Below are 25,529 nucleotides of genomic sequence, written 5' to 3' on the forward strand. Positions count from 1 at the left end.
CCCAATTCCCAATTCCCCACTCCCCATTCCCCACTCCCCATTCCCCATTCCCACATTTATGTCTAATGAGATTACGATTCAGGTAAATGGGGAAACCCATAGCTGCTCATTTCAAACTTCTTTACCCAATTTGCTCCAAGAGTTGGGTTTTAACCCGCGCTTGGTGGCTGTGGAGTATAACGGCGAAATTTTACATCGTCAGTTTTGGCCACAAACAAAATTGCAGCCAGGCGATCGCTTAGAAGTAGTAACTATTGTTGGTGGTGGTTAGTTGATGTGAGCCAGTAAGCCCAAATCTTTCAGGCTGCGTCGTGTAATCTCGATGCGGACGGGTGCATCCTCTGGTTTATACATATCAAGGGTTGTTGCAAAAAAGTAGACGTTTTTGTTTTGTTCTAAATAACCCACAAACCAACCAACGTTTGGTTTGGTACTTGTTAACCATCCCGTCTTTCCCCGCAGTGTGTAGTCTGGAGTTTGTTCGCGTACCATAATGTCTTTGACAAGATTCATTGTCCGTTGCGAGAAAGGCAAATCGCCTTGATACAACCGTTGCAAAAACTTAATTTGCTCTTGGGGTGTAATTTGCAATAGCTGCTGTTCTAGCCAAAAACGATCAATGTCTGCGGCGGTGCCAATCTGACGATTTCCGTAACCTACTTTATTAATAAATTGCTGCATCCGTTCATATCCAGCCTTACGTGCTAGTACTTGATAGAACCAAACTGTTGAATCTTTAAAGGCTTGACGCAAATTCGTATCATGATTCCAAGCATCGATATCTCGATGAATTCCATCCCAAGTGAGAACTGCCACATCATCAGGAATTACACCTGTTTCTAAAGCTACCAGCGCGTTAAAAATTTTGAATGTCGAAGCTGGAGCGATGGCAGTTGTATTACGTTTAGGATTGTGTTCATAGGTGCGGTTATTTTTTGAGTCGTAAATCAAGATTGAGCCTTCACGCCCAAATTCTTGAAAGTGTCGCCCAAAATTTGGCGCTTTCATAGCAGGACGTTCAGATGAGGTTGAAGCTGGTTGAGCCACAATAGGCATTGTTCGGAAGCTAATTACACTCAATACCACAACACATCCAAGAATTGTAAATATAACAGCTTGCCTTCGGTAATGCCGAAGAGATTGCCACATACCAAACAAGATATTTTTCATTGCATATTTAATAAAATCACAAGGGAGATTTTACAATGCAATCTTGCTCATTTGCGGGGAGATGAACATCTGTGCATCCCTACTCCATCTGCATTTATCTCACAAAATAGCGTTTTTCCCCTCTGATTTGTAAAGCGATCGATGAAGAGTTCTACGCTTGGCTAATTCTTTACCTTTGCGGCCAAGTTGCTCACGTAGCTGTTGATCTTTGCACAACCGATTAAAAGCTTGAAAAACTTCATAACCAGAATTGGGATTAACCAGTATCCCATTTTCTTCATGCTGAACTGTGTCTAGAACACCACCTAAGCGAGGGGCAATGATCGGCTTACCGAAGTAACTTGCTTCTAAATAAACCATACCAAAACCTTCCATATTATTAGGTTTAGTATCTAATAAAGTCAGCATGGCAAATATGTCGCAAGCTGCATAATAACCTGCTAATTCACGCTCTGGCACATATCCAGCAAAGTGGACGCACTTATCTACCCGCAAACGATGCACCAGAGATTTCAGTTCCGATTCACTTGGCCCTTCACCGCAGATTATATAGTGGACATCGACCCCAAAGGTTAGCAATAGTGGGATATTATCAATTACTCGGTCGAAAGCTTTATGTTTTACTAGCCTTCCTATAGAGAGAATAACTATTGCTGAATCGGGAATGTTGTATGCCTGACGCACCCGAACACGCAAATCATCAAGGCTACTGGGACTCCCGACATTGTTACCAAATTTTTCTGGTCTGATTATTGGGTTAATAACGTAAGTAGGCGTATCTAATCGTAAAGCAGTTCTGAGGTAGTCTTGCGTATAAGAACTGTTACAAACAATACCTTCGGCTCTATGAAGTGTCAATTTAAATAGCGATCGCAGCACGGGATTGTGTAATGTACAAAGAAAATCATTACCGTGCAGATAGATAAAAAAGCGAATAGGTAACAAATAGCTCAATAGCAACAGTGAAGGAAAATCATAGCCGTGGCCCCACTCTATATAACGGTAGTGATAGCGAAAATAGAGTTTGATTGCTAGCACAAATGAGCAGACAATATTGACAAAAGGCTTTAGGATATTTCCCACAAAACCACTACGCCAGTATTTAGGATAAAACCAGCGATATACTGGAAATTGTTGACCTTCATCAAATACTTTATCTCCTGAGCAACTAGCCGCCAGCACAATAACTCGTTCTGGATCTTGGAGACAACGATTATACATATATTCTCCAATTACAGCTTCTTTCGGTAAGAATATCCGGGATATGACTAGGATATCTGGGTATGCAGCTTTGTCTCTGATGTCGGCTGTTAGTTGAGAAATATGTTCCATAACCAAGTTGATAAATTTACTTCAAATAATTTTGAATTTATTTACAATTAGGATTACTTTCCAAGCCATAATTATTATTTTATTTCTTTTAAAACGAATCTGGTAGACAAAACTGAAGGCTATTTTAGAAGATTAGCTAACAAGATTGTTTTTTTATTGTGTTGATTTTATTTTTGCGGCAAAACTCTCAACATTAGAGAATTTTTGTGCATGATGGACAATAAAATAAAATCTAGCACTTGTAGTCCAATGTAGTCAAATTTCTCACTGAAGAACTGTTGCAAAAATTACGAAACTTACCTACGTTCACTAGACTATCTTGAATAGTCTAGACTGGTGTGCCAAAATGCCAAAAGCCTAGATAAGTATTTAATAACTATCTGTGTCTGCTTAGTGCTACTGATAAGCATCACACCTACTTATCGCACTACTATACATACGTAATCATCAGGTCTATATCTGTCCTTTATATTACTTAAAATAGAGAGATATCCTTTTAGATTCTGACAAAACAAGTAGGGTGAAGTATTAAAAAATTAGTCAAAATAATCATGAGAAATGAGAAACATCTGTATAATCCAAAACTGTAGCCTCGAAGTGCCCAGTCTAAAACATAGCCAAAATTGCCCGTAGGCGTAGCCCGTCGTAGACATCACAAATTTCTGTGATGATGAACATATCTTAAGGTACGGTTCCCCAGTCGAGAAATCCCCCCTGCGATCGCTGCATACGCCAGATAAGACGCGGTAGATTGAATATGTAGCCTTTAAAAATGAATGCTACAAAGCTTGCTTGTTACGGACTGGCGTTAGTGACATAACCGCAAAACTCCTACCAGCATGGAGATAAATCATAAAAATTCTGTTTTCCAAGCGATTGTATTATGCGTAAAAAACTACAACAAATCAGCAAACCACTGTTAAAAACCTTCTTAGCGTTAGGACTGGTGTTAACTTTGGTTCTTAGCCACGCCGATGGAGCATTAGCGGCCCGCAGTGGGGGTCGAATCGGTGGTGGCTCTTTTAGAGCGCCTTCCAGCCGCACCTATACACCGCGCACTTATGCACCTCCCGGCGGGGGCGGATACTATCCTGGTGGCGGTTTTGGTGGTGGTTTTGGCTTTCCCTTCCTACTTCCTTTCTGGGGTATTGGGGGAGGATTTGGTGGTCTATTTAGCATCTTAATTTTCTTTGCGATCGCTAATTTCTTATTGCAAACTTTCCGCCGTGTCTCAGGCGGTGAAACACCAGAAGCAGATTACAGCAGTAACTCTCCTGTTTCTGTAACTCGTTTGCAAGTAGGTTTGTTAGCTCAAGCCCGTGAATTGCAAAATGAACTCAACCACATTGCTGAAACTGCTGATACTAATACCCCAGAGGGAAGAGCAGAAATTCTGCAAGAAGCCAGCCTAGCTTTACTCCGCCATCCCGAATACTTTGTATATGCAGGTGGTGGCACTCAACAAGCCAGTTTAAATTCAGCTGAAAGTCAGTTTAATCGGCTGTCACTGGCAGAACGGAGCAAGTTTAGCGAAGAAACTCTTTCTAACGTCAACAACCAGCTAAAAGCAGCCCTTGCCAAAGAAGCTTTACCCCAGGCTGGTGAACTAGACAACCCCACCCGCCTATTTACTGAAGGCCCTGGAGAATACATTATCGTCACCTTGCTGGCGGCAACACTAGGCAAGTTTGATATCCCCACAGCGATTAACAGTGCTGATGATTTGCGTCAAGCCTTGCGCCAAATTGGTAGTATCCCTAGCGAAAAACTTCTGGCAATTGAAGTACTTTGGACTCCACAAGCTGAAAATGATACGCTGACATCTGATGATGTACTGGCAAATTATCCTGATTTGAGACTTGTTTAACCTCTAAAAATTTCGCGCTTTACTGCCACTAAAGAACTTGGCATCTTGGCGAAACAAATAAGTTCCTCATTGAGTGCAATAACTAGAAAACCGTTTGTCAATAACAAGCGGTTTTTTGTATAACCTAGATATACCAAGAATTACGCACTGAGAACTAAAATCTCGATCCACCCTAACTTCTCTGAAAATGGGAGAAACTCTCAAAGCGCTGTTTAAAAAGGGGCTTGGGGGATCTATTATGTGTAAGCCCTATATACTTAACTATCTTTTAGAAAAATTATTCTTAGCCAAGACTTTGGTAATATTATCAAAATGTTATACACCTAAAGCGTTATCTTATGCCTAATGTTGAAGCCGACGAAAACCGAGAGCATCGCATTAAAACAGAGATCATTGTAGATGCTGAAGACAAAGAAGATCGAGCTATGGGTTGGTACTACTACCTCGAAGAGACTCTAAATTTTCCCTTTATGGCTAAATGGACTAAGAAGGGACGCAAATCAGGCTCTACCGAGGAGAAACAAGTGGAAGTGCTGGGAATGGCCCCAGATGATGAGTGTTTAAAAGATATGCTTGTCGAAGTAGCTTACATTAATGGTAAGGATGATGATGTATATTCTGCAAAGTTATCTGAAATAGCAGCCATTGATGCTGACAGCGAAACTCAAGAAGCGATCGCAGACTGGCTCTATTGGATTGCCAGAGGATACAAGTTTTAAACTCTAGGATAAATATCGAATGACGCGGCAGGGATTACCAGCAGCGACAACATTCTCAGGTATATCTTTGACAACTACACTGCCAGCACCAATGGTTGTGTTATCGCCAATAGTGACACCTGGACAAATAATTGCACTGCCACCAATCCAGACATTATTACCAATGTTTATTGGGGCAGCTAATTCTCTACCAGAAAGGCGAATTTCTGGCTCTACAGGATGATAAGCAGTATAAATTTGTACATAAGGAGCGCATAATACATTATCACCAATGTGAACTGTATTACAGTCTAAAATTACACAGCCATAGTTCATATACAATTTGTCGCCGACAAAAATATTACTACCATAATCACAGTGAAATGGTGGCACAATTGATACTTTGTCACCTATCTTTCCAAATAACTCTTGCAAAATTTGCTGCCGTTGCTCTTGCTGTTCTTCAGTTGTAGAATTGTACCTTCGCAACAGACGACTAGCTCGTTTATTTCCAGCAGCCAATTCTGGATCTTCCGCCAGATATAATTCGCCTGCGAGCATTTTCTGTTTTTCGGTTTTTTCCATAACAGGCTTATGGGACTTCTCGTTTGTATACGATAACCTTAGCAGCAACTAAATTAGCACATATTCTATCCTTAACTAAATATGGCATAAGTCGCTTTTCCCTGCCGTTTAGCTCGGTACATAGCAATATCAGCATCCCGTAGCAGAGTTGCAGGTTCCTCATAACTACTAAAATTCCAAGCAATACCAATACTAGCTGTAGTAGATAATTCACATCCATTCAGCTTAAGTGGCGATCGCAACGATTCTTGAATCCGTTTGGCAACATTGGTAGCGTCGGTAATGTCTTTAATATCCTCTAAAAGAACTGTAAACTCATCACCACCAAATCGGGCTACAGTATCACCACCACGTAAGCAGGACTCTAAACGTCTAGCGATCGCTACTAAAAACTCATCCCCTATTCCATGTCCAAAGCGATCGTTAATATCTTTAAAACCATCTAAATCCAAAAATAAAACTGCAAAATAATAATCGCTTCTGCGTTTGCTGCGCTCAATTGTTTGTCTGAGCCTGTCTAGAAATAAAACACGATTTGGTAATGCTGTCAGCCCATCATAAAACGCATTACGGATCAATTGTGCCTCTGTCTGCTTGCGTTTGGTGATATCTTGAAACACTAAAACTGCACCAGTGATATTACCATTGCGATCGCGGATGGGTGCAACTTTATCCCCAATCGCTATCTCTTTGCCATCTTTGGTAATCAGTATACAGTTTTCTGGGAAATCCAAAATTTCACCTGTTTTGATTACATCTGCGGCTAAGTTTTCAATTTTTTCTCCTACATCTTTGTCAACTAAGTTAACTACTTCTACTAAATCTTTACCGAACGCTTCACTTTCCTTCCAGCCCGTGATTATTTCTGCTATGGGATTCATCATTTGAATACAACCATCAGCATAAGTCACAATCACTGCACTGCTCATACTATTAATAATTGCTGCCAGCCTTTGTTTTTCTTCGTATAATATTTTTTTGCTTTGATGTTTGTATAGAGCCATTTCAATCGCAAAATGTAAATCACTTTCAATAAATGGTTTGACTATGTAATTAAAAGGCTCACTTAGCTGGTTTTCATATAATGTTTTATATTCCGAACACTCTGTTAAATATACTACAGGTACATGGAAGTGATTCTGGATGATGTCTGCTACGTTCACACCGTCAATTTCCCCAGCTAGGCAGATATCAATTAATACTAAATGTGGAAGAGTTTCTGCTACCTTTTTTATTGCTTCTTCACCAGACTTAGTAGTTTCTGATACGGAATAACCTAATTTTTGTAAACTTTTTCTAATATTTGAGGCTATGATTTTTTCATCCTCAACAACTAGGATTTTGCGGGCGAACATGGTGAAACAACCTGTTTGCTAGGGTTCAGATTTTTGTTGTCAGTATCAACTCGATACAAAAGTTCTTATTTCATCATAAACAATCTTTAACTACTCTGTAGTATTGCTTGATATAAATACTTAACTAATGAGCAAATAGCATCATGTTATTAACCTCCAATAATTTCTGTGTTTGTCAAAGCTAATTGTGATTAATGTATGCAGTTAATATCATGTCATTAACATAAAATGTAAATTACCATATAATTACCAGCAATCAAAAATTTATTTTCAACAATATGCAATCAATTATTTTCTTAAATAAAATAAACATCAAGTATAGTATCTATGTCAAAATTAATCAAGAATAAAAATTAATAAAATCACAGTCTACCACTTTCAAATAAGTTGGAAAAATTAATATAGTATCTTGTATTGTAATATGATAATATCGATTGATTATAATACTACTAAAAATTAATCGTTATCTGGAATTAAAGAGTTTAATAAAACGTTGTCTACAAATAGCATTTGTCTCAGCCTGGATGCAAATTATCGTCTCAAACTGTCTTATTACTAATTCTGTAAGGTTGTTTCAGAACAAGGAGATTTTGCCCCTTGTTTCACCAAGCAATCTTGATTTCTTACAGTTTTGCAAAGAATTGTTATGAAATTTTTAATTGTGGATGAAAGAGTATCAATTAAAAGTATTTATAGGTTTTAGTTAATACTAAATCACAAATTTTTTTAACTGAAAATATGCATGTTAAATGCTTATCAGCAAATAACATGATTTTTTTTAGTGTTTTTTGATAACGAGCAAGTGCTGGGGGCAATGGCAGGAAAGATTCTCTTTGTGAGATACTTCCGCGCTCCATAAAAACCCCCTGTTTTTGCTAGTTTATAGATATTGACAAAAAAAACACGTTTTGTGCTTTAGAGATTAGACTTACTTTTAGTAAGTTCAATGCTAATTTTGCCACCAAAATCTGGAATAGGTGCAGCAGGTTTGCTCAGAATGACTTGGACTTGTGTTACACGATCGCACTCTTGGAGAATAGAATCTGCGATCGTTGCTACCAATTTCTCCACCAAAGCAAACTTAGACGTTTTGACCAGATGTTGTATCAAGCTAATGACGCTGCGATAATCTAAAGTGTCTTCGATCGCGTCAGTTTTGGCCGCTGTGGAGATATCCAACCATAACCTCACATCCACCTCAAACCATTGTCCTAGCACCTGTTCTTCTGGTAAATACCCAGTGTAGCCATAGCAGCGAATTCCCGTTAAATGAATGCAGTCCATAAAAGTTTGAGAGCAAATTGGGCATTTTGTAGAAAGTGGAGCAAGAAAGTATCGAGGATCGGCTTCCCTCCCTTGGACTTCTTTTCACCAAACTTTCCCAGATGGATTTTAAATTAAATTTCCCTAAACAAAATCTAAAATTTCAGATTGTTTTATAGCTATGTTTGATTTAATGCCGATCGCTTATAGGAATGTTAATCAACTTTGGGCTTACATTTTAACAGAGACACTAAAGCGGTTGGGATTGACTTGTGCCATCATTTGTCCTGGCTCACGCTCCACACCCTTAGCAATAGCCTTTGCTCAACAAGCACCTGAGATAGAAGCGATTTCCATTCTCGATGAACGTTCAGCCGCCTTTTTCGCCTTGGGACAAGCTCAAGCAACCGGTCGCCCTGTGGTACTAGTTTGTACCTCTGGTACAGCAGGAGCAAATTTTTATTCAGCAGTTATTGAAGCCTCATATAGTCGCGTCCCACTATTGATACTAACTACCGATAGACCGCCAGAATTGCGAGATTGTCACTCTGGGCAAACCGTAGACCAGTTGAGATTATATGGAAACTACCCAAATTGGCAAACAGAGTTAGCCTTACCCTCCGCCGATCTGGGAATGCTAGCTTATCTGCGACAAACAGTAATTCATAGCTGGGAAAGAGCGCAAACTCCTACAAAGGGGCCAGTACATTTGAATATTCCCTTTCGCGATCCTTTAGCGCCTGTTCCTGATGGAACCGACTTGAGTTATTTGCAATCACTGTTTGAATCAGAAGACTTCTTTGTAGGAATAGCAAACTCATCTCCCATTCCCCATTCCTCATTCCCCATTCCCCAACTATGGAAAGAATGCGATCGCGGTATCATCATCGCAGGTGTTGCCCAACCGTCGCAACCAGAAGAGTATTGTAGAGCGATCGCACAACTTTCTCAAACTCTCAAATGGCCAGTGCTAGCAGAGGGACTTTCCCCAGTCAGAAATTATGCCGAACTCAACCCTTATTTAATTTCCACTTATGACTTGATTTTGCGAAATCAGCAACTAGCAAAGCAGTTAGCGCCCGAAATGGTGATTCAGGTGGGTGAAATGCCTACGAGTAAAGAACTGCGTACTTGGATAGATGCAACGCAACCCCGACGCTGGGTAATTGATCCTAGTGACCAAAACCTTGACCCTTTGCACGGGAGGACGACGCATTTACGGATATCTGTAGAAGATATAAAAGTAGAGGAGATAAATTTATCTTTCTGTTCAGACTATGGAAAGCAATGGTGTGATGCGGAAGCGAAGGTCAGATTAGTTGTTGATCAGACGATGGGGAAAATAGATGAAATCATTGAGAGTAAAGCAGCGTGGTTAATTTCTCAGATTTTACCGCCAGGAACGCCTTTATTTATTGCCAATAGTATGCCTGTGCGGGATGTGGAATATTTCTGGAAACCGAATAATTTAGGAGTGCGATCGCACTTTAACCGGGGTGCAAATGGCATTGATGGCACATTATCCACAGCTTTAGGAACTGCCCATCGCCAGCAAAGTAGTGTGATGTTAACAGGAGATTTAGCCCTGTTGCATGATACCAATGGTTTTTTAATCCGCAATAAGTTTGTTGGGCATCTCACAATTGTATTAATTAACAACAATGGCGGTGGTATTTTTGAAATGTTACCCATTGCCAAGTTTGACCCCCCATTTGAAGAATTTTTTGGCACTCCCCAGGATATTGATTTTGCCCAGTTGTGCGCTACTTATAATGTGCAGCATGAATTGATTACTTCTTGGGAGCAGTTGCAGCAAAGATTAAACTCACTACCAACTAAGGGGATTAGAGTTTTAGAGTTGCGGACGAATCGCAAACTAGATGCTAAGTGGCGACAGGAAAATTTAATAAAGTTCGCGGCGGAGATTACAATTTAATAATCTCATTAGGTATTGTTGAATAGTGGGATGAAATAGTTTTAACTTAATTATTAGAAATATTTTATGAAAAAAGACCCTGATTATATAAGGTCTTTTTTCATAGCGCACCAGTTTAGGATATTCATACTTATTTGCTCATAATAGTTTCAGCAAATCTTTCTGAAAAAAAATTAAGCAAAACCACCATCCAATCTTGCTCTTAGGGCGCAAATATAAAGAATAGCTGGAATAACTCTTTTATAACTAGGGCCTGTCAATTGCCATACTGTGAATAATCCTGCACCTATCCAACCAACCGGCCCGATAATTACAGCTATTGCACTAGACATTGTTGTATAAGCAACAAATGGTAAAGTAACCCCTATTACTCCGGTAAGTGTACCCAATGTTGTTGAAGCCAGTAAGTAAATACCAAAACCAGACAATTGAGCGCCTGTCAAAGCAAGAAAAATACTAGTACTTCCTAATAATTCACCTCCTTTATCAAATTGTGATGCTGTTTTTCGTAACTGCTGTTCCATTTCTCGCTTTTGTTCTGGTGTCATTTTCTCCAACATTGTTTCCATAACCTTCTGTGCAATTTTTACCTCCATTCCACTAGCAGATTCATATTTACTACATTTGATGTTTAACTTCTTAGCAGCCCGCCTAACTATTTTTTGATAACTTGGATGATCATCAAATATTTCATTAAATACATAGCTGGCAGGATCTTGGCTTTTCTCGCATAGACGATCAACAATAGAATCGGCTGTTGGTTGTGATGCCTTAAGAATCTCTGCCAATGCTTTCCTCTCCTCAAATGAAGCACGATTTAGTAAATTTTTAAGGTCGTTCATATAATTAAATCATTTTACTGAGAAAATAAATCCTAATAATAGTATTCCCAGTAATATTATTTTTATATCGATGACTTTAAAGAAAAATGATAATGAAGCTATGGCAACACAACTGAGTGATGTGATGGAAAAATTACTACCAGCACCTCGAGCAAAAATTCAAGCTCGCACTCAATAACTTATTGCTGAAAATATGAAGCTTAAATATATCAGAAAAGCGAGAAGTTAATTTAGTAATCTAATAATTTATTTTGTAACTACCCTTCCAAGTTCGCGATCGCAATCTCAATTCCAACAACGCCAAAGCTAACGCTTCCAACGTTCCTCAGCAATTTCACCAAATAGTCGTTTTAACAGTTGCAGGACGAGCGATCACACTCTTTCTTCCACCGCTTCCTGATATACCCGCGTGTCTTCCAGCCTCAGATTTATAGCTATGAGAATTTTATCGGGTGCGTAGGCGTAGCCCACCGCAGGTATCGCCCTTTTCTTTTACGTGAAACTTACCCGCTTACTTCACTTTGTAACCACCCTTCCAAATCAGCAAGAGAAGAGAAATCCAACAAAGCATCACCTAAAGCTTCTAACTGTTCTAGCGACAACACCTGAATCTGGCGCTGAAGCGACTCAGGAAACTCACCCACCCGTCGGTTTAATAGTCTTAAGATGATCGTTCTTTCTCCTTCTTCCTTCGCTTCCCGAATAGCCCGTGGTTCTTCCAAATTCAGTCCTAACATTGCTGCAATCTCCTCTCGACTTAGGTTAGAAAACTTGTAGAAAATAATCGTCGTCACTAAATCAATTATCGCTTGCTCCGATTGTTGCCGTGCTTGTTCTAGCAAAAACCTCGCCCCTTCCACTGTTTCTGTTTCAGAGGTAACATTTGTCAGCAACATCAAACCCAATCCCAAAGGTTGTTCTCGCAAATCCCCCAACTCATCCAGATAAACCCGCCTGACTTGACCACTTTCCAACAAAGCGCGGTGAATTGTTGAGTTAGAAGGTTTAAGACTGCGAGAAGCAAAAATTATTACACCAAACCAGTCATCGTAACGAATCGAGTTGCGGTAGAGAAACAAGAATAATTCGCTAAAGAAGCGATGATATAAGTCTTCGTCCTTCTGAAACTGGACTTCTGCAAAAAAGACGGTTTTGGAAACTGCATTCGCGGGAGGTAAAAATACTCCATCAATCCGAAACGCCGTTTCTTTCACTTCAACTGATTCAAACTGGTAGTTCTCTGCTTCTGGGGGTGGTTCATCTACTAATTCAAATAGCAAACTGGGAAACTGCTTAAATAATTTGTAGAAGATGGTGTCACGTCGCATTTTTATTCCTCAACACCCAGACAATTACCAGATTGTAAAGGCTTGAGACAACAATTTAGCCTAGGCGTAGCCCGCCGCAGGTATCGCATGTCCCTACGTCCGCGATAAAATTCTCAAGCACAACAGCGCACTTCATACCAATGCAAATTAACTGGCAAACTGCCAAAACCTACGAAGATATTCTGTATCAAAAAACTGATGGCATTGCAAAAATCACCATCAACCGTCCCCATAAACGCAATGCTTTCCGTCCTGAAACAGTCTTTGAACTGTATGACGCTTTCTGCAATGCTCGTGAAGATACTACTATTGGTGTCGTCCTATTTACTGGTTATGGGCCGCATACTGATGGCAAATATGCCTTCTGTTCTGGTGGCGATCAAAGCGTGCGCGGACATGCGGGTTATGTAGACGATACTGGCATCCCTCGCTTGAATGTGCTGGACTTACAACGCCTGATTCGTTCGATGCCAAAAGTAGTGATTGCTTTAGTCGCTGGATATGCGATCGGTGGTGGACACGTCCTACACTTAATTTGCGACCTTACCATCGCTGCCGATAACGCAATTTTCGGACAGACAGGCCCGAAAGTCGGCAGTTTCGACGGTGGTTTTGGAGCCAGCTATCTCGCCCGCATTGTGGGACAAAAAAAAGCTAGAGAAATTTGGTTTCTTTGCCGTCAGTATGATGCACAACAAGCGCTAGAAATGGGTTTAATTAATTGCGTCGTCCCAGTCGAACAACTAGAAGCGGAAGGTATTCAATGGGCGCAGGAGATTTTAGAAAAAAGTCCGATCGCAATTCGATGTCTCAAAGCCGCCTTCAATGCTGATTGTGACGGACAGGCTGGTTTACAAGAACTCGCTGGCAATGCTACCTTACTCTATTACATGACAGAAGAAGGGTCTGAAGGCAAACAAGCTTTTCTCGAAAAGCGTCCACCAGATTTTCGCTCTTTTCCTTGGCTACCTTAAAATTGCAAAAATCGCACCCTTTATTGAGGTGCGATTTTTGCAAATGTCAACTTTTATGGCACTAAATATCTTAAAAGCAAATCTTATCTTAAGCAAACTACAAAATTGGTTCAGTAATAATGGATAACTAAATAAACACTGCTTCAGTCTTGGCCTCTTCAGAATATATAGAGGCAGTTATTTCTTCTACAGGAGCAGGAGCAGCATGATCTAAATCTGAAGCCGGGGAATGAGAACAAGCTAAAACTGGCCTTGCATCTGGCAAAGTCCAAGCATCTTCCAAGGTTTCCCAAGAAGGTGCAAAAGGTGGGAGCGCCAAGGAGCAAGCCTTCCAAGTTGCTTGGACTGGCGCTCCCAACTGCTGGCATGTTCCACCACGGCGACCTTCTGGCTGGTAATGACGGCAATATTTACAGGCAGATGCTAAAAATTTAATAGGTTTCATTCGGATTCATCTTTAGTGCCGTTTTCGGCTGAATTTCATCTTTATATTTTGCTTCTATATATAAAGAGGGAAAAAAGCCAAAAAACCATTATTTTCTATAGCTTTCAGCGATCCCGACGAAAAAATAAACTTTAGGATATTTTTATAATCTTGTTATATTTATAAATAATCTGGAGAGTGATTACCTATTGATTTTGGCTAAAACTTATTAGGGATCAAGATTAAAACTAAAGCTTTTGATTTATTTAGCCTTTTAACTTCCTCCTTAAGGATGGCTTAAGGCATATAATTTCAAATAAATAGTCTGGTTTGTATACCACGTTTGGTATATTTTAGCTGTAAAACATCTTTTTTCTCAAGAATTAGAACGAACTTCTCTAGATGGCGGCAGCAAATTACTTTAAGATAAATTCTGCTCAAGGAATAATCGCTGAAATATTTTGCGTTCAATTCAAGTCAAGACTGACTCGCTTTAAAACTGTTTAGCAGCACAGACAGAACAGACTGCCCAGCGCTGAAGTTCGCCGGGAGGGGTGGGAGATTCACATTGAGGACAAAGGGGTAAGCCATGCGATCGCGATCGCATAATCTTCGTCCAATGCCCAAAAGCAGCATTTACATCCTTGGTGGGTGCAACATCAGGGCGGCTAATCTCATCACCAAGGTAACTGGGATGCTCATGGGGCAAAACCGTTTGTTGCTGTTTTCTCTCGACAGATGGATTCTGCCAGCTAGCTGTAGAGAAGCGAATATCAACCAAAGGTGTTGGCAGTATTTTATTCAACTTTAAAAGCAGAGACGTGCGACCAAAAGTCAGGTTTTGCGCCCAAGCAGCACTAGAAGTTGCTACCGACAAAACATCGCGTTGAATCGACAATGGTCGAGTATTTGCGGCAACCACTGGCCCAACAACACTTGCCCAACACTTGAGCAAGTGTTGAAATGGTTGCTCCTGCCATTTAGACTGCTTTTCCAGAACGCCTAAAATATCATTAATTGATTTCAACGACATCATTCAAAGTGCTAAGTGAGGAGTTAGGAGCAGGGTAGACAAGGAGAATAAGCATTTCTAATTCCCAATCTATCTATTTAAATAATTTTCGCTAATATTGTCAGAAATATATCTATAGTTATTCCAGAAATCTACGTTTGAGGCACACAGGCAATGACTCAAAACCCCCTAAACGATTCCGGTACTCAATCGTCTAAAACGCCTGGGTTGAAACCAGCACTAACAGCAGCACTAGCAAGTTTAGAAGTACCGCTAGATCAAGAGTTAGCTCGATACCGACGCACGCGAAATGGTTTAGTGTCATCAAACCAACGCCGAGTTGCAAGTTACATGAGCAGTCAAACCCAGTCTTTGACTGCCATTCCTACAACATTGGGAACAACTCAGTCATCAGTAACGGAAATTAAAACTAACGTGCCGCCTGCTGTACCTGTGAATCATCAGGGAACCCCAGCGCCAGTTACAGAAATTGACGTACCACCAGCATCTTCTCTAGTTGTGAATCATGAGGTGAACCGAGCGCCAGTTACGGCAAATACCGAAGAACCAAATAATCTCAATGTGCCCTCTACCCAAGATTCTGCTAAAACACAAACTCAACTTCCACCGCCACCGCCCAATTTTAGTAGCAGCATCGTGCCAGCAATTGTTAAAGATACTAAGAGCGAAAATCTTTTGCAGACAGATAACACCTCTAAGCACCCAGATGACTACTTAGAATCTAGTGAAGCACTACTGCGAAGTCTGACAGAAGAACAACCAGAAACCCAAAAACCAAGCAATTATAGTGACAGTCTGCTATCACCTTTAGGTATCGGCTCAATGTTGCTGCTATTGTTAGCAAGTCTTACCTTGGGTTATGTAGTATTCAATCCTAAAGGTTTGCCTCAATGGAATTTAGCCAATTTGTTTAACGGAAACTCGTCTCCCGCACCAGGAAATACTGAAGAAGTTGGGAGTAATGTCCAACCTCAGATCCAGCCACCAAGCACATCATCTATGTATCCCAATCTAGCTGCCCAAGAGTTTCCTGATGTGAGAGATCCTAATGATCTAGTTGGCTTACAACCTAAAGTCCAACCAACCGTCGCAGTAGTGCCTAATCCAGCCGTTCGCCAAAACCCTGTAAATCCTCAAGCGCCATTGTCTAACCCCAATACAGCCCTAAAACCGACAAATCCGATCGCTTTAGCGCCAGTACCAACTGTACAATCCTTACCTCCCCTAAATTTACCTCCCATTTCAACGGCAAAAACCTCGCCCCAGCCAATCGCAGCCTCACCAAAGCCTAATGCAGAAATCAAACCAGGAACAGATGGGTTCTACCATGTCGTGATAGATAATAAAGGTGCAGCTTATGCTTCAGCACGGCAAGTAATTCCTGATGCTTATTTATCACCCAACAAAGAATTGATTTATCTCGGTGCTTTTAAGACTAAAGAGCAAGTACAAAAACAGATGCAATTATTACAGACAAAGGGAATTAAGGCACGAGTTCAGCAACCATAAGTTGCAAAAATCTACGATACCATGAGATAACAGTCCTGACTTATGAGTGCTGTTAGCGGATAGCTAAGGTTTAGCCCGTGCTGAGTAGTAGATACAAAATCTGACTACGACAAAAATTTTATACTCAATTAAATTACTGAGTATTCAGCACTCCATAACTACCCTCCTACAAAATTTTTATACTCAGCACTCATTACTCAGCATTGAGTTTCGTGAATGGAGAGCCGACATGGAATTAATCAAGCGTATTCTGCGGGTGATTCGCGCTAATCTCAATAGTTTGATCGGTGGTGCAGAAGATCCAGAAAAGATTCTAGAGCAAACTGTCCTAGAGATGCAGGAAAATCTGGTGCAGTTGCGTTCGGGTGTAGCACAAGCGATCGCTACCCAGAAACGCACCCAACGACAGGCGGCGGCTGCCAACTCTCAAACAGAAGAATGGTATCGCCGCGCCCAATTGGCCTTACAACAAGGCAATGAACCTCTAGCACGTGAAGCTTTGACTAAGCGCCAAGCTTATAAAGAAACCAGTACAGCCCTCTTTTCTCAGATAGAGCAGCAAAACGATATAGTCGCTAGGCTAAAAAAGGATATGCGATCGCTAGAGTTAAAAATTTCCGAGGCGAAAACAAAAAAAGATATGTATATTGCTCGCGCCCGTTCCGCAGAAGCCTCTTCTCGCCTCCAGGAAATGCTTGGGGGAGTTTCTGCTACCAGCAGTCTGAGCGCCTTTGAGCGTATGGAAGAAAAAGTTTTACAAATAGAAGCTCATTCAGAAGCGATCGCTCAACTCGGTAGCGACGACTTGGAAACACAATTTACTTCCTTGGAATCTACTAATAATGTGGATGCCGAATTAGCCGCGATGAAGGTGCAGGTTTTAAATCAGGCAGAAAACACACAGCACAACAATCTGCTTACCGAGGAGAAGCAGAATACGGCACAGCCTCCCCAACAGCAGTTACCTAAAACTCAAGACTCTTGAAGTTCGGCTAATTACCCCAGTTTGGAGATATCTTAACAATTAAGAGTTGTTATAACGTACTGATTCCAACCGGAAAGATTACATTGAAATAGGTAGCTATTAAAAAGTAAAAAAGCTAACTGTCCAGCAAAAAGCGTAAACCAAACAAGGAAAAACAAAGTTATGGGATTATTCGATCGCATTAAGCGCGTAGTTAGTTCTAACCTCAACGACCTGGTTAACAAAGCCGAAGACCCCGAAAAAATGCTAGAACAAGCCATCCTGGAAATGCAGGAAGACTTGGTGCAGCTGCGTCAGGGAGTAGCCCAAGCGATCGCCGCCCAAAAACGCAGTGAGAAACAGTACAATGATGCTCAAAATGAAATCAATAAGTGGCAACGCAATGCCCAACTCGCCCTACAAAAAGGTGATGAGAATTTAGCACGGCAAGCCCTAGAGCGGAAAAAAACCTATACTGACACCAGCGCCGCCCTCAAAGCTAGTTTAGATACCCAAAGCACTCAAGTTGAAACCCTCAAGCGCAACTTAATCCAGCTGGAAAGCAAAATTTCTGAGGCTAAAACCAAGAAAGAAATGCTTAAAGCTCGGATCACAACTGCCAAAGCCCAAGAGCAACTCCAAGGCATGGTGCGTGGGATGAATACCAGCAGTGCAATGTCTGCCTTCGAGCGGATGGAAGAAAAAGTCTTGATGCAAGAATCCCGGGCCCAGGCATTAGGAGAGTTAGCAGGCGCAGATTTAGAAACCCAATTTGCTCAGTTGGAAGGTGGTAGCGATGTTGATGATGAATTGGCAGCTTTGAAAGCGCAAATGCTACCACCCGCTACTCCAGTAACTCAAGCACAACTTCCACCCCAACAAGAAACCACTCCTGCTAAGTCTAATGAAGTGGTTGATGCCGAGTTGGATTCCCTACGCAAGCAATTGGATCAACTATAAAATTGCCAGAAAACTTATTTGAGCTAGTCCCACGCCTATTGGTTGTGGGATTTTATATCATTAGTCAATAGTTAACAGTCAAAATAACTATGAATTATTGATTATGGACTATTGACTACTTTGGGATAAAGTATTGTGTGTGCCAACTTTGATCGCCACCGGATGGAGACTGCAATGAGTAAGGCTGTAATCACCATAACTGATGCTGAGTTTGAAACAGAAGTGTTAAAAGCTGAACAGCCTGTATTAGTTTACTTTTGGGCTTCCTGGTGTGGGCCTTGTCAATTGATGTCGCCCATGATTAACTCAGCTGCTAGCAAATATAGCGATCGCCTCAAAGTCGTGAAAATGGAAATTGACCCCAACCCACTCACTGTTAAGCAGTACCAAGTGGAAGGTGTTCCGGCTCTGAGACTATTTCAGGGCCAGGAAGTTTTAATTTCGACTGAGGGAGTCATCGGTAAAGATAAGTTACTCGAACTCTTAGATACGCACTTAAATAGTAATTAGTCAATAGTTAATAGTCCATAACTAATGACTAATGACCAATGACAAATGACTAATGACTAACATGCAATTTGCAAAGCGTTTACAACCCCTGCAATCTAATGTATTTGCTGATATGGACAGAGCCAAGGCAATTGCTTTGGCCGCTGGACAAGAAGTAATTGATTTGTCGTTGGGGTCTTCTGATTTACCAGTCGAGGCGCACGTCATTGAGGCGATCGCCCAATCTCTCCATGATCGCAGTACCCACGGCTATTTGTTGTTTAACGGTACTATTGGGTTTCGTGAAGCTGCAGCCAACTGGTACGAACAAAAATTTGGCATCAAAGTAGATCCCCAAACTGAAGTACTACCTCTGATTGGTTCTCAAGAGGGTACAGCCCATTTACCTCTAGCATTGCTCAATCCAGGAGATTTTGCCCTGTTGCTCGATCCAGGTTATCCCTCTCATGCCGGGGGAGTCTACCTAGCCAGTGGTCAAATCTACCCGATGCCATTACGGGCAGAAAACGCTTTTTTACCAGTGTTTGCGGATATTCCCGCCCCAGTTTTGGCTCAGTCGCGGATGATGGTATTAAGTTATCCTCACAATCCCACTTCAGCGATCGCTCCTTTATCTTTCTTCCAAGAAGCTGTAGCCTTCTGTCAACAACACAATCTCGTCCTGGTTCATGATTTCCCCTACGTAGATTTAGTATTTCAGGAAACTGGGGAGTGGGCAGATTCTTCTCCCAATCCAAAATCCTTAGTCCCTTCAATTCTGCAAGCTGATCCAGAGAAAAGCGTCTCGATTGAATTTTTCACCCTTTCCAAGTCCTACAATATGGGCGGCTTCCGCATTGGCTACGCCATTGGTAATGCCGAGTTAATTAACGCCTTACGCCAGGTAAAAGCTGCCGTTGATTTTAATCAGTATCGGGGAATTTTAAATGGTGCGATCGCAGCCCTAACTGGCCCTCAAGCTGGGGTAAAATCTGCTGTCGCTATCTTCCAGCAACGCCGTAATGCCTTCATCACTGCTTTACACTCCATTGGCTGGAATGTTCCTACTCCCAAAGCCACAATGTACATCTGGGCAAAATTGCCCTCAGCTTGGAGTCAAAACTCCATAGAATTTTGTACCCAGCTAGTTAAACAAACTGGTGTCGCTGCTTCGCCTGGTGCTGGCTTTGGCAAATCTGGGGAAGGGTATGTCCGTTTTGCCTTAGTACATGAGCCACCTTTATTAGAAACTGCTGTGGAAAGAATTGCCCAGTTCCTTTATTAAATTTCTTCTCAAGCTGAACGCCAAAGATTTTTTGCGGCAAAGTCTATGAATAGAAGACGCAGCAAAGGCGCACAGCCGTGCGCCTCTATAAATCAATACGGTTCAGTTAAGAAATTTATCCGTTGAGGCAGGGGTAGAGAAAAAGCTTATCTGAACCCTATTGCCCTATGAATAACCGTATTCTACTGAATTTCAAATATTTTATCTGTAATTTTTAATATTAGTAATATTGAGAAACCTAAGTAATTAGACGTATAAAAATCTAGAAATATTCTTCATATTTTTATTGATAATCCCAAGTAACTTTACCCAATCAGGTCTTCCTATCTCTTAAAGTGGGTTTGTACGTTCAGCTACCAAAGTTGGCTAACAATGCAGGTGGCGTTTTCAAGCTGCCGTATTGCCAAAAGCCTGTAGTCAAGACAGCCCAAGCCTATAAACGGCAATAGTTTAAAACTTAATTTCCAAACTGACAGAGACTTGAAAAAAATGAAGATGACTTTTCACAAACTTGTAATTGGCGCTTCAATGGCTATTGGTGTGAGCGCGATCGCTACTGTACCAGCACAAGCTGGAACCCTCACCGGCGCTACTATTGGTGGAACAGCAGCCAGTGATTACTTAGTATATGATGTATCGGGTAACAGTACTGTACTGTTGCCAAATACCCAGACAAACGTCCAGAAAGTCCTAGATGGCAATGCTGCAAACCCCACTGGAAACGTAGAGTTACGAGCCAGCAGTGAGCAGTCTGGTTTTGATTTCAGCAAGAATACCACTTTGGCAGGACAAATTGGTGACAAAAGTATTACCTTGAGTAGTCTGACAGCAACAGATTGGTTTAGTACTGGGTCAGGATTAAGTACAAGCTATGGGGCAAATAACTTTGCAAATACTTGGTTTAACCAATTTTATGATGCAGCTGGTCTCGCAAGCAATGAATCTGCAATTAAATTGGCACTAAATCTACCAAGTTTTACTCCTAGCTCGTTTATTCGTCAGCAAGCCTTTAACGCATTTTATGGTATTGGTGGTTTCCAACGCTCTAGCGATCCTAATATCTCTTACGTTAATCAAAATGACACCACTGGCGATATTAAAATTGGGTTAGCGGGTCACTACAATTTAAAAGATTACTATGCGCCTCTATTAGGAAGTTTTGGTAATTTTCTTAAAGATGGATTTCAAGCTAGTGAAGTTGTTAAAGTTACATACAATGGCAAGACTGATTTCCGTTACAGCTTTTCTGCTACACAAAGCGGACTAAGCAACAATTCGGGGCCGGGTGCTGATGGCAAGTCTCACAGTGGTAACTATGAAATCACCATCCAAGGTATACCTCCCACAGCAGTTCCAGAACCATCAGTCATGCTTGGTCTATTGGGTGTGGCTGGTGTCTTTGCCACACAACGCAAATTGAAAAAAGCATCTATTTAAGAAGATTGCAAGTTTAAAACTACAAATAAAAAAGGGAGCTGTTAGCTCCCTTTTTTATGAATACTTTCTTCCAGTGAGAAAATAATTTAATTTTCTAAGTTATGTATTTTTAATAATATTTCCAAAAAATGAATCCTTTGTAAGAGTCTATGTATTTAGATCCTTGCCAACGTATTTATAACAGCAATCTCGTACAATTGCATTATCTTACATTAAATCCAGATAAAATCTATTATATGACTGGCAAGTAGCCTATTATTGCCTCTAGTATTATTTAAGTAATTTCACTTAAAATAATTACTAAATTGACTTTTTAAAATCAGTCTTTTATTTAATACTATTAATTGTAAAAAACTCGTAAAGAAAAGCTTAATAATTGATTAATCTTATATTTAATCGTACTATTATTAAGTATTGGAGTACAGCTAGATTTAATTTATTAATATTTTTGGCTAAATTATATAAGTCAATTTTCTATTAATCTGAGAGTTTAAATGTACCACCATTTTAGTTTATGGTAATAATTGTTGGTTTTTACTTAAGATAATCAGATAATAGGTAGCAATGACAGCACAATTCTTCAATACAGATCAGCCATTGCGGTCATACAAAGTTAGACGAATTTTGCTAGTTGAAGACCATTATCTCAATAGGTTGTTACTGAGTGACTATCTAAGTTACTGTGGGTACGATGTCCAAAGCTTATCTGAAGGCTCTAATTTTTTCGCGACTATAGATAAATTTAAACCAGATTTAATGTTATTAGACTTAAAATTACCAGATATTGATGGTTATTCGCTCTTAAAACAAGTCCAGAAAAAACCTGACTTGTCAAAAATACCTATCATTGTGGTTTCCGCTTTTGCTTTTAAAGCAGATAAAGAATTAGCTATGAGTTTAGGCGCACGCCGATATTTTGTCAAACCTCTAAAACTCAAGGATCTTATACTTACAATTGAAAAAGAGTTGACTTGTTGCCATAGATAGAGTTTTTACTTGGCATACCTTTATTCGGCTTTTTGCTCTTCAATGAACTCTTCAACTTGCTGACTAATATGTTGTACAAAAGTGCCAATTGTTAAAATTTTATTTTGTACTTGTGCTAACAGCAAAACTGCGGTTTGCAGCTCATTGAGCGTTTCAGCCATAGCTTCACGGTACTGAGCTTCAAAGTCTTGTAGGTTCATAATTTAATTGTTACCTTAATTATTATCATAACTATATTTATAATCATATTCGTAAATATAACTTCCTAAATCCGTTAAATCGCTTAATGTTATAAGTTGAATTGATAATCAAAACTGCTGTTTATTGGTAATTAATCTCGCTGCATTTATATCAGCATATATTTGAATTTTTGTTAATTTTAACTAAGAATATATAAAGCTAGTAGTTCCATAAAATAAAGTTTTAAATAATAAAATTTTGTATCTATTAAAATATTAATTATAGATTCAAAAAGCCAAGTTTTGATTCTGGCAGTAACAGATGACAACTAAGGTAATAGCTACATAAACTCTTATCTGCTCCAAAATTGTGATATGTGCAGCAAGGCATCTAGTAAACTGTGATGGAAGTTACTTACCTTGATTTACAAGGGGATTTTGCCCCAAGTCTTGTTGGTGGCAGGATTTACACCAGCTCATAAACCAAGCAAGCTGTGGGTACTCCATTGGATAACTCGTAGGTAGCCGCAGAAGTATCTATAGACTAAAAATATCTTTACTTTATATTTAATTGATAATTACTCTATGAAATCGGCACGAAAAAAGAATTTTTCTTAAAATAGAGAAAGATTACCTAATTTTGGTTGTGACAATATCTACTCAAATACTACCACTGGTTAAAGAGCCGGAACGACTGGAAAATCGTCTAGCCGAAATTCCACCGGAACCGGGGGTTTATTTCATGCGGGACAACAGCGATCGCATTATATATATAGGTAAGTCACGTAAATTGCGATCGCGTGTTCGTTCCTATTTCCGCGATGGCTACAACAAGACTGAACGCATTGCCACGATGGTTAAGTTGGTGACAGAAATTGAATTCATCGTCACTGATACTGAAGCCGAAGCTTTAGCGCTAGAAGCCAACTTGATTAAGCAGCACCAGCCATACTTCAACGTGCTGCTCAAAGATGATAAAAAATATCCCTATCTCTGCATTACTTGGTCAGAAGATTATCCCCGAATTTTTATTACCCGTAAACGTCAATTCGGCAAAGAAAAAGATAAATTTTACGGGCCTTATACTGATGCTGGTTTATTGCGAGAGATTGTCCGTATCTGCAAGCGCATCTTTCCCCAGCGACAACGACCTCAACCACTTTTCAAAGACCGTCCGTGCTTAAATTATGATTTAGGGCGTTGTCCGGGTGTGTGCCAAAAGCTGACTTCACCAGAAGAATATCGCAAAATTGTGCAAAAGATCGCGATGGTATTCCAAGGGCGAACTCAGGAATTAATTGATATTTTGACTCAACAGATGAATACAGCAGCTGAAGACTTGAACTTTGAGTCAGCAGCACGGATTCGCGATCAAATTTCTGGGTTAAAGTCGCTGACTGCTGACCAAAAGGTATCCTTACCAGATGATACAGTTTCACGGGATGCGATCGCACTGGCAGCTAACGAAGAACACGCTTGCATTCAACTATTCCAGATTCGCGCTGGTCAATTGGTAGGGCGTTTGGCTTTTGTGGCTGATGCTCATGCAGAACCAGGAGCTATTTTACAACGAGCTTTAGAGGAACATTACCAAACTGCTGACTCGGTGGAAATACCCTTAGAAATTCTGGTACAGCATGATTTACCAGATAGCGACATATTGGCGGATGTCTTAACTCAACGTAAAGGAAAAAAAGTCACGATTTTGACTCCTTTGCGGCAAACTAAGGCAGAATTAATTGAGATGGTAGAGCGAAATGCTCAGTATGAATTGCAAAGAATGCAGAAATTTGGCGATCGCAATCACCAAGCAATGCAAGATTTAGCGACCATTCTCGATTTACCAGATGTACCCCATCGCATCGAAGGTTATGACATTTCCCACATTCAAGGGTCAAATGCTGTAGCTTCCCAAGTTGTGTTTATCGACGGTTTACCCGCCAAACAGCATTATCGCCACTACAAAATTAAAAATCCCACTGTGACGGCGGGACATTCAGATGATTTTGCTAGTCTTGCTGAAGTTATTGGGCGACGTTTCCGTAAGTATGCGGAAGATCCACAGTTGTCACGTTTGGGTAATCCAGATTGGCCTGATTTAATCATGATTGATGGTGGTAAAGGTCAGTTATCATCGGTTATCGCCGTTTTGCAAGAGATGAATTTATTAGAAGACTTGCGAGTTGTGAGTTTAGCAAAGCAGCGAGAAGAGATTTTTTTACCGGGAGAATCTAAACCCTTGTCAACTGATGCAGAACAACCAGGGGTACAATTGTTGCGACGGTTGCGAGATGAAGCGCATCGTTTTGCAGTGAGTTTCCATCGTCAGCAACGCAGTGATAAATTGAAGCGATCGCGTTTAGATGAAATTCCTGGCTTAGGACATCATCGACAAAAGCAGCTACTAGGGCATTTTCGCTCAGTTGATTATATTCGCCAAGCAACAACCCCACAACTCGCCGAGGTTCCAGGAATTGGGCCGCGTTTAGCTCAAGAAATTTACGATTATTTTCATCCTGCTTGAGGAGACTAATAGCCTGTCAAATTTCAATTTATAGGTAAAAAATTTTGTAGTAAAGACTTGAGTGCTTAGAAAATAAGGACTTTAGTCCTTACTACAAACCTTAAAAACTAGCTTTACAAAGTATTAATTTCACTCTTATAGCGGATTCAGTTAAGGTTGTCTGCAATAATTCAAGATGTGTAAATACCGTAAATTTACGGTATCTGATAAGTATGCTAATTTTGATTAAATTATTTCACTAGAATTTAACCTCATAAATATTGCTAGCAAATATTAACTAAATCTTAAGATAAATATTTTGTTACTAAATATACAGTAATTTATTGGTTTTAATTTTTGAATACAAGAACGGCTTTTTTTGTATAAGTCTGAAATCACTATAAATAAG

23 protein-coding genes are annotated in these 25,529 nt (G+C 40.3%); 13 read left to right on the plus strand and 10 right to left on the minus strand.

From position 1 onward, the window contains the following. The first annotated feature begins 58 nt into the window (after positions 1-58). Positions 59-271, plus strand: a complete 213-nt coding sequence (thiS, locus tag IQ274_RS05980; RefSeq protein ID WP_012410328.1) for a sulfur carrier protein ThiS — start codon at positions 59-61, stop codon at positions 269-271. Here the strand turns inward: thiS and blaOXA are convergent. Both blaOXA and IQ274_RS05990 read right to left on the minus strand, forming a co-directional pair. Beyond that, positions 268-1,170, minus strand: coding sequence for a class D beta-lactamase (blaOXA, locus tag IQ274_RS05985; protein WP_228058054.1), 903 nt, complete (start codon positions 1,168-1,170; stop codon positions 268-270). The genes thiS and blaOXA overlap by 4 nt on opposite strands. A gap of 99 nt (positions 1,171-1,269) precedes the next feature. Continuing rightward, a complete protein-coding gene (locus IQ274_RS05990; protein ID WP_194141689.1) occupies positions 1,270-2,502 on the minus strand; it encodes a glycosyltransferase family 4 protein in 1,233 nt (410 codons plus the stop codon). A gap of 883 nt (positions 2,503-3,385) precedes the next feature. On the opposite strand from IQ274_RS05990, the gene IQ274_RS05995 reads away from it, so the two are divergent. Together IQ274_RS05995 and IQ274_RS06000 are read left to right on the plus strand one after the other, a co-directional pair. Then, complete coding sequence (locus IQ274_RS05995) at positions 3,386-4,369, plus strand: DUF1517 domain-containing protein (protein ID WP_163938780.1); 984 nt, start codon at positions 3,386-3,388, stop codon at positions 4,367-4,369. Positions 4,370-4,707: 338 nt separating this feature from the next. Further along, positions 4,708-5,088 carry a calcium-binding protein gene (locus IQ274_RS06000; protein WP_163938782.1) on the plus strand — a complete coding sequence of 127 codons (381 nt, stop codon included), beginning with the start codon at positions 4,708-4,710 and terminating at the stop codon, positions 5,086-5,088. A 3-nt stretch (positions 5,089-5,091) separates the two neighbouring features. Here IQ274_RS06000 and IQ274_RS06005 read toward each other — a convergent pair whose 3' ends face one another. The 3 genes from IQ274_RS06005 to folB form a co-directional block, all read right to left on the minus strand. Then, positions 5,092-5,652: a sugar O-acetyltransferase gene (locus tag IQ274_RS06005; RefSeq protein ID WP_194141690.1), complete on the minus strand. Its 561-nt coding sequence runs from the start codon at positions 5,650-5,652 to the stop codon at positions 5,092-5,094. A gap of 71 nt (positions 5,653-5,723) precedes the next feature. Continuing rightward, positions 5,724-7,007 carry a diguanylate cyclase domain-containing protein gene (locus tag IQ274_RS06010; RefSeq protein WP_163938799.1) on the minus strand — a complete coding sequence of 428 codons (1,284 nt, stop codon included), beginning with the start codon at positions 7,005-7,007 and terminating at the stop codon, positions 5,724-5,726. Positions 7,008-7,922: 915 nt separating this feature from the next. After that, on the minus strand, positions 7,923-8,291 hold the full coding sequence (folB, locus tag IQ274_RS06015; protein WP_163936207.1) for a dihydroneopterin aldolase: 369 nt from the start codon (positions 8,289-8,291) through the stop codon (positions 7,923-7,925). Positions 8,292-8,451: 160 nt separating this feature from the next. Here folB and menD point away from each other — a divergent pair, with 160 nt between their 5' ends. Next, positions 8,452-10,206 carry a 2-succinyl-5-enolpyruvyl-6-hydroxy-3-cyclohexene-1-carboxylic-acid synthase gene (gene menD, locus IQ274_RS06020; protein ID WP_194141691.1) on the plus strand — a complete coding sequence of 585 codons (1,755 nt, stop codon included), beginning with the start codon at positions 8,452-8,454 and terminating at the stop codon, positions 10,204-10,206. Positions 10,207-10,379: 173 nt separating this feature from the next. On the opposite strand, the gene IQ274_RS06025 is transcribed toward menD, so the two are convergent. Together IQ274_RS06025 and IQ274_RS06030 are read right to left on the minus strand one after the other, a co-directional pair. After that, complete coding sequence (locus IQ274_RS06025; RefSeq protein ID WP_194141692.1) at positions 10,380-11,048, minus strand: hypothetical protein; 669 nt, start codon at positions 11,046-11,048, stop codon at positions 10,380-10,382. Positions 11,049-11,551: 503 nt separating this feature from the next. Beyond that, complete coding sequence (locus IQ274_RS06030) at positions 11,552-12,376, minus strand: DUF2887 domain-containing protein (RefSeq protein WP_194141693.1); 825 nt, start codon at positions 12,374-12,376, stop codon at positions 11,552-11,554. A gap of 140 nt (positions 12,377-12,516) precedes the next feature. Here IQ274_RS06030 and menB point away from each other — a divergent pair, with 140 nt between their 5' ends. Continuing rightward, entirely contained in the window at positions 12,517-13,350 is an 834-nt protein-coding gene (menB, locus tag IQ274_RS06035) for a 1,4-dihydroxy-2-naphthoyl-CoA synthase (RefSeq protein ID WP_163936219.1), read from the plus strand. Positions 13,351-13,477: 127 nt separating this feature from the next. Here the strand turns inward: menB and IQ274_RS06040 are convergent, their stop codons facing one another. Further along, positions 13,478-13,795 (minus strand): hypothetical protein, encoded by a 318-nt coding sequence (locus IQ274_RS06040; RefSeq protein WP_163936222.1) that lies wholly within the window; start codon positions 13,793-13,795, stop codon positions 13,478-13,480. A gap of 472 nt (positions 13,796-14,267) precedes the next feature. Beyond that, on the minus strand, positions 14,268-14,807 hold the full coding sequence (locus tag IQ274_RS06045; RefSeq protein ID WP_194141777.1) for a DUF721 domain-containing protein: 540 nt from the start codon (positions 14,805-14,807) through the stop codon (positions 14,268-14,270). A gap of 153 nt (positions 14,808-14,960) precedes the next feature. On the opposite strand from IQ274_RS06045, the gene IQ274_RS06050 reads away from it, so the two are divergent. From IQ274_RS06050 to IQ274_RS06080, 7 genes are all read left to right on the plus strand, one after another. Beyond that, positions 14,961-16,316 (plus strand): hypothetical protein, encoded by a 1,356-nt coding sequence (locus IQ274_RS06050; protein WP_194141694.1) that lies wholly within the window; start codon positions 14,961-14,963, stop codon positions 16,314-16,316. A gap of 229 nt (positions 16,317-16,545) precedes the next feature. Continuing rightward, positions 16,546-17,301, plus strand: a complete 756-nt coding sequence (locus IQ274_RS06055; RefSeq protein ID WP_194141695.1) for a PspA/IM30 family protein — start codon at positions 16,546-16,548, stop codon at positions 17,299-17,301. A 162-nt stretch (positions 17,302-17,463) separates the two neighbouring features. Beyond that, the gene (locus tag IQ274_RS06060) at positions 17,464-18,240 is read left to right on the plus strand and encodes a PspA/IM30 family protein (protein ID WP_012410312.1); all 777 of its coding nucleotides are present in this window, start codon (positions 17,464-17,466) and stop codon (positions 18,238-18,240) included. A 174-nt stretch (positions 18,241-18,414) separates the two neighbouring features. After that, a complete protein-coding gene (locus IQ274_RS06065) occupies positions 18,415-18,750 on the plus strand; it encodes a thioredoxin family protein (protein WP_012410311.1) in 336 nt (111 codons plus the stop codon). 61 nt (positions 18,751-18,811) lie between these two features. Next, positions 18,812-20,014, plus strand: a complete 1,203-nt coding sequence (locus IQ274_RS06070; RefSeq protein WP_194141778.1) for an LL-diaminopimelate aminotransferase — start codon at positions 18,812-18,814, stop codon at positions 20,012-20,014. Between the two features lie 489 nt (positions 20,015-20,503). Next, a complete protein-coding gene (locus IQ274_RS06075; RefSeq protein ID WP_194141696.1) occupies positions 20,504-21,451 on the plus strand; it encodes an NF038130 family PEP-CTERM protein in 948 nt (315 codons plus the stop codon). A gap of 564 nt (positions 21,452-22,015) precedes the next feature. After that, entirely contained in the window at positions 22,016-22,438 is a 423-nt protein-coding gene (locus IQ274_RS06080) for a response regulator (protein ID WP_163935350.1), read from the plus strand. Between the two features lie 20 nt (positions 22,439-22,458). Here the strand turns inward: IQ274_RS06080 and IQ274_RS06085 are convergent, their stop codons facing one another. Then, on the minus strand, positions 22,459-22,638 hold the full coding sequence (locus IQ274_RS06085) for a hypothetical protein (RefSeq protein ID WP_194141697.1): 180 nt from the start codon (positions 22,636-22,638) through the stop codon (positions 22,459-22,461). Positions 22,639-23,263: 625 nt separating this feature from the next. Between IQ274_RS06085 and uvrC the strand changes: the two genes are divergently transcribed. Continuing rightward, positions 23,264-25,141, plus strand: a complete 1,878-nt coding sequence (gene uvrC, locus IQ274_RS06090) for an excinuclease ABC subunit UvrC (RefSeq protein ID WP_194141698.1) — start codon at positions 23,264-23,266, stop codon at positions 25,139-25,141. Positions 25,142-25,529 lie beyond the last annotated feature (388 nt).

Source organism: Nostoc sp. LEGE 12447 (assembly GCF_015206985.1).
Lineage (GTDB): Bacteria > Cyanobacteriota > Cyanobacteriia > Cyanobacteriales > Nostocaceae > Nostoc.

Coding starts and splice junctions, on each gene's coding strand:
- thiS (WP_012410328.1), top strand. CDS start 59: ATGTCTAATGAGATTACGATTCAGGTAAATGGGGAAACCCATAGCTGC.
- IQ274_RS06045 (WP_194141777.1), bottom strand. CDS start 14,807: ATGTCGTTGAAATCAATTAATGATATTTTAGGCGTTCTGGAAAAGCAG.
- IQ274_RS06055 (WP_194141695.1), top strand. CDS start 16,546: ATGGAATTAATCAAGCGTATTCTGCGGGTGATTCGCGCTAATCTCAAT.
- IQ274_RS06005 (WP_194141690.1), bottom strand. CDS start 5,652: ATGGAAAAAACCGAAAAACAGAAAATGCTCGCAGGCGAATTATATCTG.
- menB (WP_163936219.1), top strand. CDS start 12,517: ATGCAAATTAACTGGCAAACTGCCAAAACCTACGAAGATATTCTGTAT.
- IQ274_RS06000 (WP_163938782.1), top strand. CDS start 4,708: ATGCCTAATGTTGAAGCCGACGAAAACCGAGAGCATCGCATTAAAACA.
- blaOXA (WP_228058054.1), bottom strand. CDS start 1,170: ATGAAAAATATCTTGTTTGGTATGTGGCAATCTCTTCGGCATTACCGA.
- IQ274_RS06040 (WP_163936222.1), bottom strand. CDS start 13,795: ATGAAACCTATTAAATTTTTAGCATCTGCCTGTAAATATTGCCGTCAT.
- IQ274_RS06010 (WP_163938799.1), bottom strand. CDS start 7,007: ATGTTCGCCCGCAAAATCCTAGTTGTTGAGGATGAAAAAATCATAGCC.
- IQ274_RS06030 (WP_194141693.1), bottom strand. CDS start 12,376: ATGCGACGTGACACCATCTTCTACAAATTATTTAAGCAGTTTCCCAGT.
- IQ274_RS06050 (WP_194141694.1), top strand. CDS start 14,961: ATGACTCAAAACCCCCTAAACGATTCCGGTACTCAATCGTCTAAAACG.
- IQ274_RS06085 (WP_194141697.1), bottom strand. CDS start 22,638: ATGAACCTACAAGACTTTGAAGCTCAGTACCGTGAAGCTATGGCTGAA.
- IQ274_RS06060 (WP_012410312.1), top strand. CDS start 17,464: ATGGGATTATTCGATCGCATTAAGCGCGTAGTTAGTTCTAACCTCAAC.
- IQ274_RS06075 (WP_194141696.1), top strand. CDS start 20,504: ATGAAGATGACTTTTCACAAACTTGTAATTGGCGCTTCAATGGCTATT.
- IQ274_RS06070 (WP_194141778.1), top strand. CDS start 18,812: ATGCAATTTGCAAAGCGTTTACAACCCCTGCAATCTAATGTATTTGCT.
- IQ274_RS06025 (WP_194141692.1), bottom strand. CDS start 11,048: ATGAACGACCTTAAAAATTTACTAAATCGTGCTTCATTTGAGGAGAGG.
- IQ274_RS06065 (WP_012410311.1), top strand. CDS start 18,415: ATGAGTAAGGCTGTAATCACCATAACTGATGCTGAGTTTGAAACAGAA.
- IQ274_RS05995 (WP_163938780.1), top strand. CDS start 3,386: ATGCGTAAAAAACTACAACAAATCAGCAAACCACTGTTAAAAACCTTC.
- menD (WP_194141691.1), top strand. CDS start 8,452: ATGTTTGATTTAATGCCGATCGCTTATAGGAATGTTAATCAACTTTGG.
- IQ274_RS05990 (WP_194141689.1), bottom strand. CDS start 2,502: ATGGAACATATTTCTCAACTAACAGCCGACATCAGAGACAAAGCTGCA.
- folB (WP_163936207.1), bottom strand. CDS start 8,291: ATGGACTGCATTCATTTAACGGGAATTCGCTGCTATGGCTACACTGGG.
- IQ274_RS06080 (WP_163935350.1), top strand. CDS start 22,016: ATGACAGCACAATTCTTCAATACAGATCAGCCATTGCGGTCATACAAA.